This window comes from Arsukibacterium sp. (assembly GCF_033722355.1).
Lineage (GTDB): Bacteria > Pseudomonadota > Gammaproteobacteria > Enterobacterales > Alteromonadaceae > Alishewanella.
In genome coordinates this window covers 1-14,877 of record NZ_JAWVZF010000065.1, presented here as the reverse complement: position 1 = coordinate 14,877, position 14,877 = coordinate 1, and the positions used below count along the sequence as shown (strand labels likewise).

At 48.2% G+C, this 14,877-nt stretch carries 16 protein-coding genes and 1 pseudogene; 12 read left to right on the top strand and 5 right to left on the bottom strand.

Going from position 1 to position 14,877, the window contains the following annotated elements; genetic code table 11:
* A pseudogene (locus R3177_RS07950) lies at positions 1-318 on the top strand (methyltransferase); the annotation flags it as partial.
* 110 nt (positions 319-428) lie between these two features.
* On the opposite strand, the gene R3177_RS07945 reads toward R3177_RS07950, so the two are convergent.
* Positions 429-848 (bottom strand): CBS domain-containing protein, encoded by a 420-nt coding sequence (locus R3177_RS07945; protein ID WP_318970505.1) that lies wholly within the window; start codon positions 846-848, stop codon positions 429-431.
* A 227-nt stretch (positions 849-1,075) separates the two neighbouring features.
* Here R3177_RS07945 and R3177_RS07940 point away from each other — a divergent pair, with 227 nt between their 5' ends.
* The gene (locus R3177_RS07940; protein ID WP_318970504.1) at positions 1,076-1,624 is read left to right on the top strand and encodes an HdeD family acid-resistance protein; all 549 of its coding nucleotides are present in this window, start codon (positions 1,076-1,078) and stop codon (positions 1,622-1,624) included.
* 38 nt (positions 1,625-1,662) lie between these two features.
* Here R3177_RS07940 and fldB read toward each other — a convergent pair whose 3' ends face one another.
* Positions 1,663-2,181 (bottom strand): flavodoxin FldB, encoded by a 519-nt coding sequence (gene fldB / locus R3177_RS07935; protein WP_318970503.1) that lies wholly within the window; start codon positions 2,179-2,181, stop codon positions 1,663-1,665.
* 135 nt (positions 2,182-2,316) lie between these two features.
* On the opposite strand from fldB, the gene xerD reads away from it, so the two are divergent.
* The 3 genes from xerD to recJ all read left to right on the top strand — a co-directional run bounded on the left by xerD (position 2,317) and on the right by recJ (position 5,804).
* The gene (xerD, locus tag R3177_RS07930; protein ID WP_318970502.1) at positions 2,317-3,234 is read left to right on the top strand and encodes a site-specific tyrosine recombinase XerD; all 918 of its coding nucleotides are present in this window, start codon (positions 2,317-2,319) and stop codon (positions 3,232-3,234) included.
* Positions 3,235-3,265: 31 nt separating this feature from the next.
* Positions 3,266-3,997: a bifunctional protein-disulfide isomerase/oxidoreductase DsbC gene (gene dsbC, locus R3177_RS07925; RefSeq protein WP_318970501.1), complete on the top strand. Its 732-nt coding sequence runs from the start codon at positions 3,266-3,268 to the stop codon at positions 3,995-3,997.
* Positions 3,998-4,076: 79 nt separating this feature from the next.
* On the top strand, positions 4,077-5,804 hold the full coding sequence (gene recJ, locus R3177_RS07920) for a single-stranded-DNA-specific exonuclease RecJ (protein WP_318970500.1): 1,728 nt from the start codon (positions 4,077-4,079) through the stop codon (positions 5,802-5,804).
* 4 nt (positions 5,805-5,808) lie between these two features.
* Here recJ and R3177_RS07915 read toward each other — a convergent pair whose 3' ends face one another.
* Together R3177_RS07915 and R3177_RS07910 are read right to left on the bottom strand one after the other, a co-directional pair.
* Positions 5,809-7,305: an ATP-binding protein gene (locus tag R3177_RS07915; RefSeq protein WP_318970499.1), complete on the bottom strand. Its 1,497-nt coding sequence runs from the start codon at positions 7,303-7,305 to the stop codon at positions 5,809-5,811.
* A gap of 16 nt (positions 7,306-7,321) precedes the next feature.
* A complete protein-coding gene (locus R3177_RS07910) occupies positions 7,322-8,206 on the bottom strand; it encodes a hypothetical protein (protein ID WP_318970498.1) in 885 nt (294 codons plus the stop codon).
* Positions 8,207-8,391: 185 nt separating this feature from the next.
* On the opposite strand from R3177_RS07910, the gene prfB reads away from it, so the two are divergent.
* The 6 genes from prfB to R3177_RS07880 all read left to right on the top strand — a co-directional run bounded on the left by prfB (position 8,392) and on the right by R3177_RS07880 (position 12,817).
* A protein-coding gene (prfB, locus tag R3177_RS07905) for a peptide chain release factor 2 (protein WP_318970497.1) occupies positions 8,392-9,490 on the top strand; the annotation gives its coding sequence in 2 pieces (ribosomal slippage) (positions 8,392-8,466 and positions 8,468-9,490; 1,098 coding nt in all).
* A gap of 40 nt (positions 9,491-9,530) precedes the next feature.
* Complete coding sequence (gene lysS / locus R3177_RS07900; RefSeq protein WP_318970496.1) at positions 9,531-11,051, top strand: lysine--tRNA ligase; 1,521 nt, start codon at positions 9,531-9,533, stop codon at positions 11,049-11,051.
* Between the two features lie 286 nt (positions 11,052-11,337).
* Positions 11,338-11,664, top strand: a complete 327-nt coding sequence (locus R3177_RS07895) for a DUF883 domain-containing protein (protein WP_318970495.1) — start codon at positions 11,338-11,340, stop codon at positions 11,662-11,664.
* Positions 11,665-11,666: 2 nt separating this feature from the next.
* Complete coding sequence (locus R3177_RS07890) at positions 11,667-12,125, top strand: hypothetical protein (protein WP_318970494.1); 459 nt, start codon at positions 11,667-11,669, stop codon at positions 12,123-12,125.
* The gene (locus R3177_RS07885) at positions 12,115-12,366 is read left to right on the top strand and encodes a hypothetical protein (protein WP_318970493.1); all 252 of its coding nucleotides are present in this window, start codon (positions 12,115-12,117) and stop codon (positions 12,364-12,366) included. The genes R3177_RS07890 and R3177_RS07885 overlap by 11 nt, the downstream gene beginning before the upstream one ends.
* 274 nt (positions 12,367-12,640) lie before the next feature.
* The gene (locus R3177_RS07880) at positions 12,641-12,817 is read left to right on the top strand and encodes a DUF1328 family protein (protein ID WP_318970492.1); all 177 of its coding nucleotides are present in this window, start codon (positions 12,641-12,643) and stop codon (positions 12,815-12,817) included.
* Between the two features lie 70 nt (positions 12,818-12,887).
* On the opposite strand, the gene R3177_RS07875 is transcribed toward R3177_RS07880, so the two are convergent.
* Positions 12,888-14,234: a sigma-54 dependent transcriptional regulator gene (locus R3177_RS07875; RefSeq protein ID WP_318970491.1), complete on the bottom strand. Its 1,347-nt coding sequence runs from the start codon at positions 14,232-14,234 to the stop codon at positions 12,888-12,890.
* 203 nt (positions 14,235-14,437) lie between these two features.
* Between R3177_RS07875 and R3177_RS07870 the strand changes: the two genes are divergently transcribed.
* Positions 14,438-14,877, top strand: a 440-nt coding sequence (locus tag R3177_RS07870; protein WP_318970490.1) for a hypothetical protein, incomplete at its 3' end; no start/stop codon positions are given.

Sequence of the window (14,877 nt, the reverse complement as noted above, 5' to 3'; positions counted from 1 at the left end):
AGACATACCGCGAGTTTACCTTTACCGTTGTTACTGACCAAGGTGGCTGAGCTGTTAACGCCACAGGGCAGTTTTGCGCTGATCCTGCCAGAAACTGTTGCAGAGGCGTTCAGCCAGCTGGCGTGTGAGCAGGGCTGGTTTGCGCTCGCCAGCTGTCAGGTGCAAAGCCGGGCTGAAAAAGCACCGATACGCCGCCTGATGCAGTGGCAGCGTCAGTCCTGCATCACTTTGCAGCAACAGTTGATTATTCATAATGAGGCAGGGAAGTACACTGAGCAATACCGGACATTGCTGCGTGACTTCTATCTGAATTTTTAGCCAAGGAAAAGGCCAAAGCCGGCCTGATGCGCCATTATCTGACTGAGTTAAACAATGTTAAACCGGCTTTGACCTGTGTCCTGTTGACCATAAGATAAACAGCTTGCTGTTTAATGATGGGCTGAGACAGAAGCGGTAAATTCAGCCGTCTTGTTGTGATTAGAAGCGTGAGAGATATCTCCCATCGACAGAATACCCACCAGCCGTTTATCGCTGTTCAGCACCGGAATGCGCCGGATTTGTTCATTTTCCATCTTGTCGATTGCCTGCTCCAGGCTGTCTTCTTCGTGACAATAAATAATCTTGCCAGACACCAGGTCCTTTGCTTTCAGTTTGTGAATATCCTTGCCTTTTGCTACTGCTTTACAGGTGATATCCCGGTCGGTGATCATACCAATAAGCCGGTCATTTTCACCAATCGGCACTGCACCTATATCCATATCTGCCATCAGCCGGGCAATATCGACAATCGGGATACTGGACTCGCACCATTCAACACCTTTATGCATTGCATCTCTTACTTTCATCATGTTCTCCTTTTGCTGTATTTGCTTACCTTAACTAAACAACAGCATATAACCCCGAGCACTATGCTCAGGGTTAATTCAATAAAGTCAGCCTTTAGTCTGTAAGAATAGTACTGATGGCGAACTTCTCCACTAAGTTGCTAATCAGCAGCAAGTCTGCTTTGCTTTGAGAAGCGAATGTAAAAATGAATATGTTTTATAAATTAATTCGTTAAACAGGGAGAGCCAAGGTGACTGACTACTTAAAAAAAGAAAGCCGGATCCTGAAAATAGAAGGCATTTTGCTGCTTATGCTGGGGTTAATTGCCATGTTGCTGCCACAGCTATTTACCCTGGGAATTGAATTGCTGATTGGTATCCTGCTGTTATCAGGCGGTGTTTTTTCGCTGGTGCGGGGCGTCCGGATGAGGCATGCACCGGGTAGCGGCATTACCCTGGCGATGGGCGGGTTATTTATACTGGTTGGCTTCGTATTGTTAGCGTTCCCACTATCCGGCATGATTACCCTGACATTGTTGCTGGGGATGTTATTTGTAGTTCAGGGTATTGCCGAAATCATCGTGGCTCTGCAGCACCGGCAATGGGCTTCCTGGGGCTGGTTACTTATCAGCGGCGTGGTTTCACTAATTATTGGTCTGTTGTTAGTTGCTGGCTTGCCCGGTACTGCCTCGTGGGCAATTGGTTTATTGGTCGGTATTAATCTGATTTTTTCCGGCAGCTGGCTGCTGCTGCTCGGTTTTGCAGTCGACAAACAGTTTAGCCGGGTTGCAGATAGCTGACAGCACGACGAAATGCAGCGCTGAGCGGCTGTAATAAATCAGAGCCGCTCCGCTATTTCCGTTAAAATCTGACTGACCCAATTGTTTAAACGCTCGTCCGTCTGCTCGTACTGGTTTTCATCATCCAGTGCCAGACCATAAAAGAACTGGCCATCAGCAGTCAGCGCTTTTGAGGCAATAAACTGATAGCCGGCTGTGGGCCAGAAACCGATCCGGTCAGGCTGCTGAGGTGCGATGGCGTCATGCAGCATACCCACGGCATCGATAAACCATTCGGCATAACCAAGTTGATCGCCCATCCCATAGATGGCAATGGTTTTACCGCGTAAATCCACCTCGCTGATCTCATCCCAGTGTGCTTCCCAGTCTTCCTGGATTTCGCCGAAATCCCAGGTTGACAGACCAAGGATCAATAGCTGGTAATCGGCCATTTTCACCAGCGGCACAGTTTTAATATTATGTAAATCAACGATATCGGCACCAATTAATGCCTGGATCTTTTCTGCCACCATTTCAGTGTAACAAGTGGTTGAGCCGTAAAATAAGCCTATTTTCATCTCAGTTCCGCCAGCTGGGTCTGCTGCGCATTGTAACAGAAGCTTATCGCGCAGCCCAAGCCAGACTATGCCCTGTCGCTGCAATCGGCTAAGATAAGCACTAATTTCAGTAGGGCAGTTGGCAGACTCTGGACCATGAATACCGAACAACCACACGAACTTGACCCGGCCGAGCAGACTCTTATCCAGCAGTTTCTGGACCAGCTCTGGCTGGAAAAAGACGTCAGCCAGCATACCCTAAGTGCCTATGGCAGTGATTTAGCGCAATTTGGCCGTTTTCTGGCCAGCCAGCAGCAACGGCTGTTAACAGCCGATAGCCAACTGATTAACCAGTTTCTGGCAATCCGCTATCAGCAGCAATTAAGCCCGCGCAGTAATTCCCGGATGTTAAGCAGTTTGCGGCGGTTTTACCGGCATTATCACAAAGCCGGACGTTGTGCGGTTAATCCGGTTACCGAGCTGGTTAACCCGAAAATCGGCCGCAGTTTACCGAAAACCCTGTCAGAGCGTGATGTTGAAGCGCTGCTGCAAGCGCCTGACTGCAATGAATTAATTCAGTTTCGTGACAAAGCCATGCTGGAGCTGCTTTATGCCTGCGGGCTGCGGGTGACAGAGCTGATTAGCCTGACGTTGCAACAGGTGAGCGTTAATCAGGGGGTACTGCGAATACTTGGTAAGGGCAGCAAAGAGCGGCTGGTGCCGATGGGTGAGGAAGCGCAGGACTGGTTAAGTCGATACTTACAACACGCCAGAGCAGATATTGTCAGGCAGGACAGTAATTTAGTGTTTGCCAGCAGCCGTGGCGGCCAGATGACCCGCCAAACCTTCTGGCACAGGATTAAGTTTTATGCGAAAGTAGCGGGCATTCAGGCAACGCTGTCGCCCCATACTTTGCGCCATGCTTTTGCCACCCATTTACTGAACCATGGTGCTGATTTGCGGGTAGTACAAATGCTGCTGGGACACAGTGATTTATCCACAACCCAGATATATACCCATGTGGCACAGGCGCGCTTGCAACGCCTGCATTTATTACATCATCCGCGTGGCTAAAGTGTATCAGCCATGCTCATTAGGAAAGTTTATGAAAAACTGGTTTAAAGGCGCCGTTACGCTGGGCATATTCAGCTTAAGTATAGGATTAACCACCGGGATGGCCGCTGAGCAGCAAGCCGCGCCAGAGCTCGCTGAAATTTCACAGAGCCTGGCCCCCCTGGGTTTAGAGGTAAATGCGGTTGCCAACAGCCCGATGCCAGGCGTGTTGCAGGTTTTTACCCAGCGTGGATTGTTTTTTACCAGCACTGATGGCCGGTTTTTTATCGAAGGTAATATCTACGATTTACAGCGCGCTGAGCTGGTTAATGATATGCAAATGCGCAGCTATATCAGCCAGCAGCTGCCGGTCCTGGCCGGTAGTTACATTGAATATAAGGCAAAAGATGAAAAGCATGTCGTGTATGTCTTTACTGACCCAACCTGCGGCTACTGTCAGAAACTGCACAGTGAAATGAAGCAGTATAACGATGCCGGTATCACTATCCGCTATCTGGCTTTTCCGCGCGGCGGCTTAAACAGCAAAACCGCGCTTGAAATGCAGCACCTGTGGTGTTCACGCAATCAACAAAAAGCGATGGATCTGGCTAAAGATAATAAGCGCAACCCGCCTGCGATGTGTGATAACCCGGTGAAACAGCATTATGAACTGGGCCAGTCGTTTGGCATTAACGGTACACCGGCGCTGATTCTGGCCAGTGGCCGGATTATCCCGGGTTACCAACCCGTTGATGGCTTACTGAAGCAATTAACAGCAAACTGACATCAGGGTGTTGACAGCTTGGGATCACCACCCTGCAAGCTGTCATTGTTATTACCACAATTTCAAACAGGTATCTGCTGTGCAGTTAAAACAAATCAGCCGGCGTGAGCCGGTGACCGGTCAGGTAATAGCGGAGAACCTGCACCCGGTGCTGCGCCGGTTATATCAGAACCGTGGTATCAGTAATAGTGCCGAGCTGGAGCGTGGTGCTGCCGGCTTACTGCCATTTAGTGCGTTAAAGGGTATTGATCTTGCGGTTCAGTTATTAAGCAATGCCTTGCATCAGCAGCAACATATTGTGATCGTCGGTGACTTTGATGCTGATGGCGCTACCAGTACCGCCGTGTTAATGGCCGGCTTAAAAGCCTTTGGTTTTAAATATCTGGAATACATGGTGCCTAACCGTTTTGAATACGGCTATGGCCTGACGCCGGAGCTGGCTGAATTAGTGGTGGCGCAGGGGGCGGAGCTGATCATCACCGTTGATAACGGCATTTCAGCGGTTGAAGGGGTGGCGCTGGCAAAAAAAGCCGGCGTAAAAGTACTGGTGACGGATCACCACCTGGCGGGCAACACCCTGCCCAATGCTGACGCGATAGTGAATCCGAATCAGCCTGGTTGTGGCTTTCCGAGTAAGGCGCTGGCCGGTGTCGGGGTAGCGTTTTATCTGTTAATGGCATTGCGTGCCGGATTGCGGCAACAGCAGTATTTTGTCAAAAATGCGCTGGCAGAGCCCAATATAGCCGAATTGCTTGATTTAGTGGCCCTTGGCACTGTTGCAGATGTGGTACCACTGGATACTAATAACCGGATCCTGGTGCATCAGGGCTTAATGCGAATTCGCAGCGGCAAATGCCGGCCTGGTATTCAGGCGTTAATTGATGTAGCTAACCGGCGGGCCGATAAACTGACAGCCAGTGATTTCGGCTTTTCGTTAGCGCCGCGGTTAAATGCTGCTGGCCGGCTCGATGATATGGCGCTTGGTATAAGCTGTTTGCTGGCGCCTGAGCTGGGACTGGCCCGGCAGTATGCGGCCGAGCTGGACGCACTGAATGTTGAGCGTCGGGCGATTGAGCAGAGCATGCAGCTGGAAGCGCAGGCATTTTTAAGCAAATTATCTTTTGACGGCAGCAGCCTGCCGGAATGCTTATGTTTATATCGCAGCGACTGGCACCAGGGGGTGATTGGTATTCTGGCCGGTCGGATTAAAGAGCAGTTTCACCGGCCAACTATTGTTTTTGCCCAAGGGGATAATGGTGAACTGAAAGGGTCTGCCCGTTCAATTCCAGGTTTACATATCCGCGACTTGCTGGAAGAGATTGCCAGCCAGTACCCGGGGCTGATTAAAAAATTTGGCGGCCATGCCATGGCTGCGGGTTTAACGATTGCCGCTGAACGGCTGGACACGTTTCAGCTGGCGCTGAGTCTGACAGCAAAAAAACACTTAACCACCGAGCAACTGACTGCGGTTATTTACAGCGACGGTGAGCTGGCTGCAGATTGCTTTACTATTAGTTTTGCTCAGTTATTACAAAATGCCGGCCCCTGGGGTCAGGCCTTTCCAGAACCGGTATTTGACGGCGAATTTACCTTAGTTAGTCAGAAAATGCTGGCCGAGCGTCACTTAAAACTGATGTTGCAGGGGCCGGGGGGCTTACTGGTAGACGCAATCTGGTTTAATGCCGACAACAAAACCTGGCCCGATGTGAATGTAAAAAAGGTCAGGCTGGCCTATCAGCTGGATATCAACGAATACCGTGAGCAGCAGAATCTGCAGCTTATAGTCAGGCATATGCTTGCCGTTTAATACGTTATGGCGCATCAGAAGCTGGCAAAGTAAACCAGAATAAACTGCCACCACTGGCGGGTGATTCAAACCCCGTTTCTCCGCCAAGCCGGGATATGATGCGCTGGACTATCGATAACCCGAGACCATGACCATCTGCGATTTTAGTGTCGAGCCGGTTAAACTGGACAAAAAGCTTGTGTTGGTTAGCCGGGTCGACGCCCGGGCCATTGTCTTGTATCCAATATTTAACCTTGTGACCTGCAACTCTCTGGGCACCCATCGTCACTGTTGGTGACTGGCCGCCGTATTTAATCGCATTCGAGATAAAATTCACCCATACCTGCTCAAGCCACGGGGCATAACCTTGTGCCGAAGGCCATGTTCCAACCAGGTTTAACGTCGCATTATGTTGTTGTGCAAAGCGTTCCAATGTTTTTATTGCGTTTTGTGCTATTGCTTTTACATCCAACCCAGTAGCACTCATTGATTCAGAGCGCCGCACGCTGGCAAGCAGAAGTAAGCTGTCAATAATATCGTTCATTTTCTTTGCGCTGAAGTGTATTTCCTGCAATAACGCATTGCGCTTTTGTTCTGAAAGTATATTGGCTGCTTCTTTTAACAAGGTTGTCTGGCTCAGCAAAGCCGTTAACGGGTGTTTCAAATCATGTGCTACCGTATGCGCATAAGCATCCAGCTCTTCATTTTGACTGGCCAGCTCTGAAGATTGCAGTTGCAGCAGTTGATTGTTTTCTTCAAGCTGTTCCGTGCGCGCTGCAACTTGCGTCTCAAGATGTTGCCGGTGGCGGATTAGCTGTTGTTCGACATCGGCCCGCAAATTTAGCTCATGTAAAATATTCAGCCGCATTTTGTTGATTGCCGTTACTACTTTATCAATTTCATCCGCGGGTTTGCCTGCTTTTCGATTCAGGTTTAGCGGCTGCTCCAGCTTATTGCTGTCTATATTGGCGGTATACTCAGCCAGTTTTTCTAAATGCTGGCTTATTGCATATCGAAACAGAACCAGTATGACGACTGCAGCGGCAAGCAAGGACAAAAAACTGGTAATGCTGATTGCGACAGCTTTGGTAAACAAAGCATGATAAATATCGTCTGCTACCAGCGAAACGTGCAACTCACCAACCGGGTAACGGTCATCGTCTATCTGATAGAAAAGGTTGAACTTACGACTGGCCAGGGGATTACCATCGTTGACTGTAAGCCGTTGCCATCTGGTACCGATATCGTCTTGCAGGGTAATATCACCAATACCAGGAAGCTTGGCAAGACCATCCAGTTGGATGTTGATACGTTGCTCATCAACATTCCATAAGGCTTGTTCCAGACTGGGCACATAGCTCGTTTCAACCAGCTCAAAACGGCCGTAAAGCTGTTTCTTGTCGCTAATATAAGCCAGATATATTTGCAGACAAGTAACAATAACTGCAATTAACGCGGTTACGCTAAGCGTGACGATGACAAAGTAAACACTGAGCTTGCGTTGAACATGCGTTACTGACATCAATGATCCTTTTTTGCTAGTAACCTTGCTGTGGGTCAAACCACAACGACGTATCTGTTAATGGGGTAGCGGCCGGTAAATCGTGATTTTTAAGTTCTACTATTTGCCGTTGATGTAAAGAGGCTTGAGCAATCGCGTTTGAAAAATGTTGTAAAAATAATTGCTTCATACTGCCGTCATTTATGGCCGTACGCAATCCGCTTTCTATATCTGCTGCCAGTTCAGGCCTGTTGCGACTAACAAAAAAATACAAAGGTGCCGGGTAATACAAAGCCCAGCGTTTCTCTATCCGGATACCCTCTTGCTGATAAAGATGCTGTTCAGACCATATTTCTGTAACAGAGCGTGGAAAATACAAAATACGTCCTCGTTTAAGCATGGCGAATAAACCACTGTAACTGGAGCTGGGAACAACATTAAAGCCATTTTTCTCAAGCACGGGTAAATCAGGCCAGTCGTGGCCCTGCCCACTTCTGAGCAACATCAATTGCTGCACATCAATGGTACTGAAGAGGGCTTGTGCTTCGTCTTTAATTAAAAACAAGCGCCAACCAAGCAGCCCCCGGTCAATTGGAATACGGATTGGCATCAGTTCCTGCTCGCGCGTGGAAGTAGTAAATGTCCAAATCACATCTAAGCCATTGCCAAATTGTACCTGGCGTAAAGAACGCCACTGAGCATGATCTCGCTTGCTGGGAATTGGCTGGAAACTGCTATTACTTTTTTGTAATGCAAGATGTAATAAGGCGATGGGATAATGCCCCCGTGGGTCGTCCATCATGGTGGCGGGCCAGGCATAGGTGATAGTTTCTGCCATGCATAGCCGGCCAGGCAGCAATATTACACCAATAAGCAGGCTGAAAGCGGCAATTGTGTGTACCGGTAAATTCAACAGCTGCATAGGTTTTCTCAGTTCGATAACTGCAGAGTAGCATAGCGGCTTATCCAGGATACGTGCAAGTAGCCCACAAAAACAGCTGAAACAGACATTGGCGGAAAAAACACGCCAGATGGCTGCACTGCCAGCCATATCTTTGTTATAATCCGCAACAATTTTTTCGACCGTTTTAAGGCCTGAGATAACCCATGTTTGAAGTGAATCCGGTGAACAATAGCATTAAAGATCTGACTGAACGCACTAATGTGCTTCGGGGGTATCTTTGACTATGATGGCAAAAAAGAGCGCTTAGAGGAAGTTTCCCGCGAACTGGAGGACCCTACTGTCTGGAATAATCCTGAAAAAGCTCAGGCTCTGGGCAAAGAGCGCTCAGCACTGGAACAGGTTGTCGGCACTATTGATAAGCTGGACCAAGGGCTTGAGGATGTTGCAGGTCTGGTTGAGCTCGCGGTAGAGGCCGAGGATGAACAGACCTTTGAGGAAGCCAAAACTGAATTAGCTGAGCTGGAGAAACAGCTGGCGCTGCTGGAATTCAGGCGGATGTTCTCTGGTAAGCATGATCAGAACGACTGCTATCTGGATATTCAGGCCGGCTCCGGCGGTACTGAAGCCCAGGACTGGGCCAGTATGCTGATGCGGATGTACTTGCGCTGGGGGGAGGACAAAGGCTTTAAACCTGAGCTGTATGAAGTCACCGACGGTGATGTGGCCGGTATAAAAGGTTGTACCATTAAATTCAGTGGTGATTACGCCTATGGCTGGTTGCGCACTGAAACCGGTGTGCACCGTTTAGTGCGTAAAAGCCCGTTCGATTCGGGTAATAGGCGTCATACCTCGTTTGCGTCAGTGTTCGTCGCGCCGGAAATTGACGATGATATCGAAATAGAGATTAATCCGGCCGATTTACGGATAGATACCTACCGGGCTTCGGGCGCTGGTGGTCAGCACGTTAACCGGACTGACTCTGCGGTCAGGATCACGCACTTACCCACCAATATCGTGGTGCAGTGTCAGAATGACCGCTCGCAACATAAAAACCGTGACAACGCCTATAAACAATTACGCGCCAAACTGTATGAGTTTGAGTTGCAGAAACAAAATGCCGAGAAGCAAGCACTGGAAGATACCAAATCGGATATTGGCTGGGGCAGTCAGATCCGCTCTTATGTGCTGGATGACTCGCGGATTAAAGATTTGCGGACCGGCATCGAAACCCGTAATACCCAGGCAGTGCTGGACGGCAATCTCGACAAGTTTATCGAAGCCAGCTTAAAAGCCGGTTTATAAGTTATATAACGCTAATATTTACATGACTCAGGAATCAAAAATGGCTGAACAGCAACCCCCTCACGACGAAATTCAGGACGTTAACAAACTGATTGCTGAGCGAAAACATAAGTTAGCCGCGCTGCGTGAAGATGGCTTCATGTTCCCGAATGATTTCCGGCGCGACAGTATCTCGTCTGAGCTGATCGCCAAATATGATCATCTGAGCAAAGAAGAGTTAGAAGCGCAGAAAATTACGGTAAGCCTCGGCGGTCGCATTATGACCCGTCGAATTATGGGCAAAGCCAGTTTTACCACTATCGCTGATATGGGCGGTAAAATTCAGCTATACGTTGCCCGCGACAGCCTGCCTGATGGGGTATACAACGAGCAGTTTAAAAAATGGGATTTGGGCGATATTATTGGCGCAACTGGCCATTTATTTAAAACCCAGACCGGTGAGCTGACAGTATGGCTCAGCGATATCCGCTTGCTGACCAAGGCACTGAGGCCGCTGCCGGATAAGTTTCATGGTTTAACTGATAACGAGGCGCGCTACCGTCAGCGTTATCTGGATTTAATTTCCAACGAGCAGTCGCGCCATACGTTTTTGGTGCGCAGCAAAACGGTCGCTTATATCCGCCGCTTCTTTAATGATCATGGCTTTTTAGAAGTCGAAACGCCAATGTTGCAGGCAATCCCTGGTGGCGCCTCAGCAAGACCCTTTGAAACTCATCATAATGCCCTGGATATGCAGATGTTTTTGCGGATTGCACCTGAGTTGTATTTAAAGCGTCTGGTGGTTGGCGGTTTTGAAAAAGTATTTGAACTTAACCGCAATTTTCGCAATGAAGGGGTATCGACCCGGCATAACCCTGAATTTACCATGCTGGAATTTTACTGGGCCTATGCTGATTACAACGACCTGATGGATTTAACGGAAAAGCTGTTCCGGGGTCTGGCGCTGGATGTGCTTGGCAGCACTGAAGTGCCGTATCAGGGGGAAGTATTTGATTTTGGTAAGCCGTTTGCGAGGATGTCAGTGACTGATTCGATTCTGCATTACAACCCGACGCTGACTAAAGCACAACTGGCCAGCCGTGAAACAGTGGCAGAGCTGGCAAAAAGTCTGGGCATTGATGTCAAACCGAATTATGGTCATGGCCGGCTATTAATGGAAGTATTTGATGAGTTGGTGGAAACTAAGTTGCGCCATCCGACCTTTATTACCGAATATCCGGCTGAGGTGTCACCTTTGGCAAGACGTAATGACCATAATCCGGAGATCACCGACCGCTTTGAGTTCTTTATCGGCGGCCGTGAGCTGGGTAATGGCTTTAGCGAGCTGAACGATGCGGAAGATCAGGCTGAACGTTTTCGGGAACAGGTAGCGCAAAAAGATGCCGGTGATGATGAAGCGATGTTCTATGACGAAGACTTCGTCACTGCGCTGGAGCATGGCTTGCCACCCACGGCAGGCCAGGGGATTGGTATTGACCGGCTGGTGATGTTGCTGGCTGATGCCGCCTCCATCCGCGACGTGATTCTATTTCCTCATATGCGTTTGCAGCACGATAAGTAACGAGTTTAAAGAAATAAAAAAACCAGACTCCGGTCTGGTTTTTTTATTTCAAAGCAAACTGTAATGTTTACTGTTATAAGGAAACTTCTACACTATACTCTTGATATGGTACTCGTTTTTTCAAAACTCCCTGTCTTAACATTTTGTTTTTAATGTATTATTTTGTTTTTCTTGTTTTGGCATAGGGTTTGCAGAGTATTAGGCTGGCAAGTTTTGATACAAACTGAACAAAAGTGACAACACTTTGGGGCAGTCGTGTCTTCGTTAAGCAAACAGGAGGTTTAAAATGGCTACAACTAGTCGTAGCGCTACCGCAGGTAATTCATCAAGTAATGCAGCACTTAATTCGCCTGTTACAGAGCGGGCGTCAGAGGCCGCGCATCATGCCGTAGATTCAGTGGCAGAAAAGGCAGCAACGGCAGAAGATACGTTGCGTAAAACTGCTGCCAGTTCGAAAGCAACGATTGATAAAAAGCAGGAAGAACTGAAAATGCAGATGCAGGGTTCATATGAGCGCAGTAAACAGTTTGCTCAGGAAAACCCGTTGGCCGCTGCCGGTATTGCTTTTGCTGCCGGGATGCTGGTTAGCGCACTGCTGCGTCGCGGCAATTAACTATGGCAGAACCCCGGGACACGCAGCCACAACAAGTGGCTGCAGAGCCTTTACCGGAAAAGGTGATGGCTCAGTTAACGGAAATAGCGGCTTTACTGAGCCTGACTGCGGGCCAGTATAAGCATCAAAGTCAGATTATCAAGCAAACCGCCAGCGCAGAGCTGGCGTTGTCACGCCGTAGCATGGTGTTAGCAGCTGGGTTATTGGTGGCACTGGGTGCTGGCATCGTCATGTTTTGGGGCTCTGTTTTAGCCTTCATCGGCTATCTGCTATTTCAGGCGACCGAATCGGTGCCTTTAACAGCCGCGTTGTTATTGGCGTTACAGCTTGGCATGTTGTTCTGGTGTGTCCGAAATATGCGCTATCTGGCAAAGCAGATAGGTTTTACTACGACACTGACCCAACTTAAGCAGTTGTTGCGATTTTCAGCCGGACCGGCCGGAGATGATAATGTTAATTGAATTTATCCTGAAGCAAGACAAGCTGAGATTGCAGCAATGTGCTGCTCAGTTTCAGCAGCAACAACAGTTGCGTTACGCCTATTTATGGCTGACGGGGCAGCGTTGCAAGCAATTTATCAGTTCAGCGCCTGGTCTGACCCTGAGCTTCAGTGCCGGAATGCTGATGACGTGGCGCCACACCAGTACAGTGAAAACACTGCGTAAAGTTGGCGCAGTGCGCTGGTTACGCTATTTGATTTAACCCGCACAACTGACACAACCACCATGGGCTTTATTACAGGGAAGTTATTACAGTGAACCTGAGGACGTCAGCTGCCTGCCTGTCAGGAAAAAGTTACCTGACCCTACGTAATAATTGCTGGTATTTACTCTGAGTAAAAGCAACTGCAACAGGGAAGGTAATAAAAAGTACATAAATTTCATTAGCTTATTTAAAAGTAATTCTTGGCACGTGCTTCGCATTAAACATAGTGACTATTTCTGATAAAGTGCAAAGCATGCACTAAGGAGCAAAAATGTTAGGATGGGCATTAACTTTTTTAGTTATCGCGTTAATCGCTGGCATACTGGGTTTTGGCGGTATCGCCGGTGCCGCAGCGGGTATCGCTAAGATAATCTTCTTTATTTTTATTGTGCTGCTGGTGATATCTGTATTGGCAGGAGCATTAAGAGGCCGCAAACCTAAGATGTAGAAGTCATGTTCATCTGGCCAGACAAACTGTTATAGCCACTGCTATTGAGGCAGTGGCTTTTTATTCATTATCAGCGTTCAAGCTGGTACTTTTCCAGTTTGTTATATAAGGTTTTTACGCTGACCCCCAGCTGCTGAGCAGTATCCGTTTTATTACCGCCGTTACGCGCCAGGGTGCGAAGTATTGCGGCCTTTTCTAACTCATCTAAACGAATGCCGGTTGGGATTGCGTCTGCCACTTTATCTTCAGCGGCATCAGTATGGCTCTCGTCCAGTAACAGATGTTCAGGCTCGATAGTATTGTCAGCCAGAATATATGCCCGTTCAACTGCGTGTTTTAATTCCCGGACGTTGCCAGGCCAGCTGTGGTGGGCTATCAGATTTTGTGCCGCTGATGAAAATTGTTTATTTTGCTGTTCCTGGACATTCCGGTAAGCCAAAAAATGCTGGGCAAGCCCCATAATGTCGTCATCACGATCACGCAAAGGCGGCACCGCCACCGGGAACTGTGCCAGCCGGAAATATAAATCTTCGCGTAACATGTCTTCTGCAATAGCCTGTAATGGATCACGGTTGGTCGCTGCGGCAATCCTGACATTTGCGGTTGCGGTTTTATCGCTACCCACCGGCCTGTATTCTCCGTTTTCGAGAACCCGTAACAGCTTTACCTGCTGCTCAATTGGCATTTCAGTAATTTCATCGAGAAACAGGGTGCCCCCTTCGGCCTGGGCAAAAACCCCCTGATGATCCCGGTGTGCGCCGGTAAAGGCACCTTTTATATGGCCAAATAACTCACTGTCGATCAATTCCGGGCTCAGGGCACCACAGTTAATAGCGACAAAAGGTTTATCAGCTCGCAGACTGGCAAGATGCAGGGTATTAGCCACCAGTTCTTTGCCGGCACCGCTTTCACCGACAATCAATACGTTGGCTTCGGTGATGGCCACTTTACGGATGGTCCGGTACAGTTTCAACATGGGCTTTGAGGAACCGACTAACATACCAAACTGATCGAGTTCACTGGATGTTGCTTTAACCTGCTTTCGCTCAGTGCTCAGTTGCTGATAGAAATCCTGCAACGTATCAATCACTGACCCGAAATCAAGGGGGGCTCTGAAATGATAACCCGCTCCCCGGCGCATTAACGTATCAAGCAGTTCATTGGGTGTACCACTGCTGATGAAGATAAAGTCTATTTCAGTTAATGCCTTACTTGCTAACAGGCGCTGATAATCATCATTATCTCTGTCATCAGACTCAATAACAGCAAGATCACAACTTTGCTGCTGAAGTTGCTCAGACCAGGCTGAGCTGTCGCTGCTTTTAACAATAATAAATTGTCTGACTACTGGTGACTGCAGTAGTTTATCTGCCAGTTCCTGATCTCGAAGCTGAATAAATAACCTGGGTTTGCTCATGGCGTCACTCCCTGTATTAATACAATACTCTAATCCAGCAATGTAAAATTAACAACGGTCATCAGTAAAATTTACTGGAATCTCGTTGAAAGTGATGTATTTTTTTTAATTCAATAGAAAAATCATAAGTTTAAATTTGGTATATGAATTGAATATCAACAGATGGAATCTGTAGTTTCAGGTATTTATCAGGAGGCAGCATTGTGCTGGCATACACCCAAACAACAGCAAGGCACAGTACGGGCGACCAGGCGATTTTAAGTCTGGTTCTGGCAGTAAGTGAACAGGCGAAGGCATTCTACCATAGAACAACGCCGTTCGTAGGCGACAATAATATTCGGCGTTATTTTATTGAGTTAGAACTTTTGCATCAGCAGGCAGAAACGTTTACCGCTTCTGACAACATTAAAGTTGCGACTGATCAGGATATTAATGAGATCTGCCAGTGGTATCGCCGCTATGCAGCAGAGCCGGCCGATGATAAGCAGCTTTGGCTGGCAGAATTGCCCCAGCAGCTGCGTTGGCAACTGGACACTTTCAAACGGTTAAGTCGTGGCCTGACTGCTGCTGATAATGCCAAAGCGTTGGCAAACCTTACCGCAGGTCTGCAAATAATAACGGATCAGCTTGTCCCTAAGTTGTT

Excerpts from the sequence above, each read along its gene's own strand:
- R3177_RS07945 (WP_318970505.1), bottom strand. The coding sequence starts at position 848 with ATGATGAAAGTAAGAGATGCAATGCATAAAGGTGTTGAATGGTGCGAG.
- fldB (WP_318970503.1), bottom strand. The coding sequence starts at position 2,181 with ATGAAAATAGGCTTATTTTACGGCTCAACCACTTGTTACACTGAAATG.
- xerD (WP_318970502.1), top strand. The coding sequence starts at position 2,317 with ATGAATACCGAACAACCACACGAACTTGACCCGGCCGAGCAGACTCTT.
- dsbC (WP_318970501.1), top strand. The coding sequence starts at position 3,266 with ATGAAAAACTGGTTTAAAGGCGCCGTTACGCTGGGCATATTCAGCTTA.
- R3177_RS07915 (WP_318970499.1), bottom strand. The coding sequence starts at position 7,305 with ATGTCAGTAACGCATGTTCAACGCAAGCTCAGTGTTTACTTTGTCATC.
- R3177_RS07910 (WP_318970498.1), bottom strand. The coding sequence starts at position 8,206 with ATGCAGCTGTTGAATTTACCGGTACACACAATTGCCGCTTTCAGCCTG.
- lysS (WP_318970496.1), top strand. The coding sequence starts at position 9,531 with ATGGCTGAACAGCAACCCCCTCACGACGAAATTCAGGACGTTAACAAA.
- R3177_RS07895 (WP_318970495.1), top strand. The coding sequence starts at position 11,338 with ATGGCTACAACTAGTCGTAGCGCTACCGCAGGTAATTCATCAAGTAAT.
- R3177_RS07890 (WP_318970494.1), top strand. The coding sequence starts at position 11,667 with ATGGCAGAACCCCGGGACACGCAGCCACAACAAGTGGCTGCAGAGCCT.
- R3177_RS07885 (WP_318970493.1), top strand. The coding sequence starts at position 12,115 with ATGTTAATTGAATTTATCCTGAAGCAAGACAAGCTGAGATTGCAGCAA.
- R3177_RS07880 (WP_318970492.1), top strand. The coding sequence starts at position 12,641 with ATGTTAGGATGGGCATTAACTTTTTTAGTTATCGCGTTAATCGCTGGC.
- R3177_RS07875 (WP_318970491.1), bottom strand. The coding sequence starts at position 14,234 with ATGAGCAAACCCAGGTTATTTATTCAGCTTCGAGATCAGGAACTGGCA.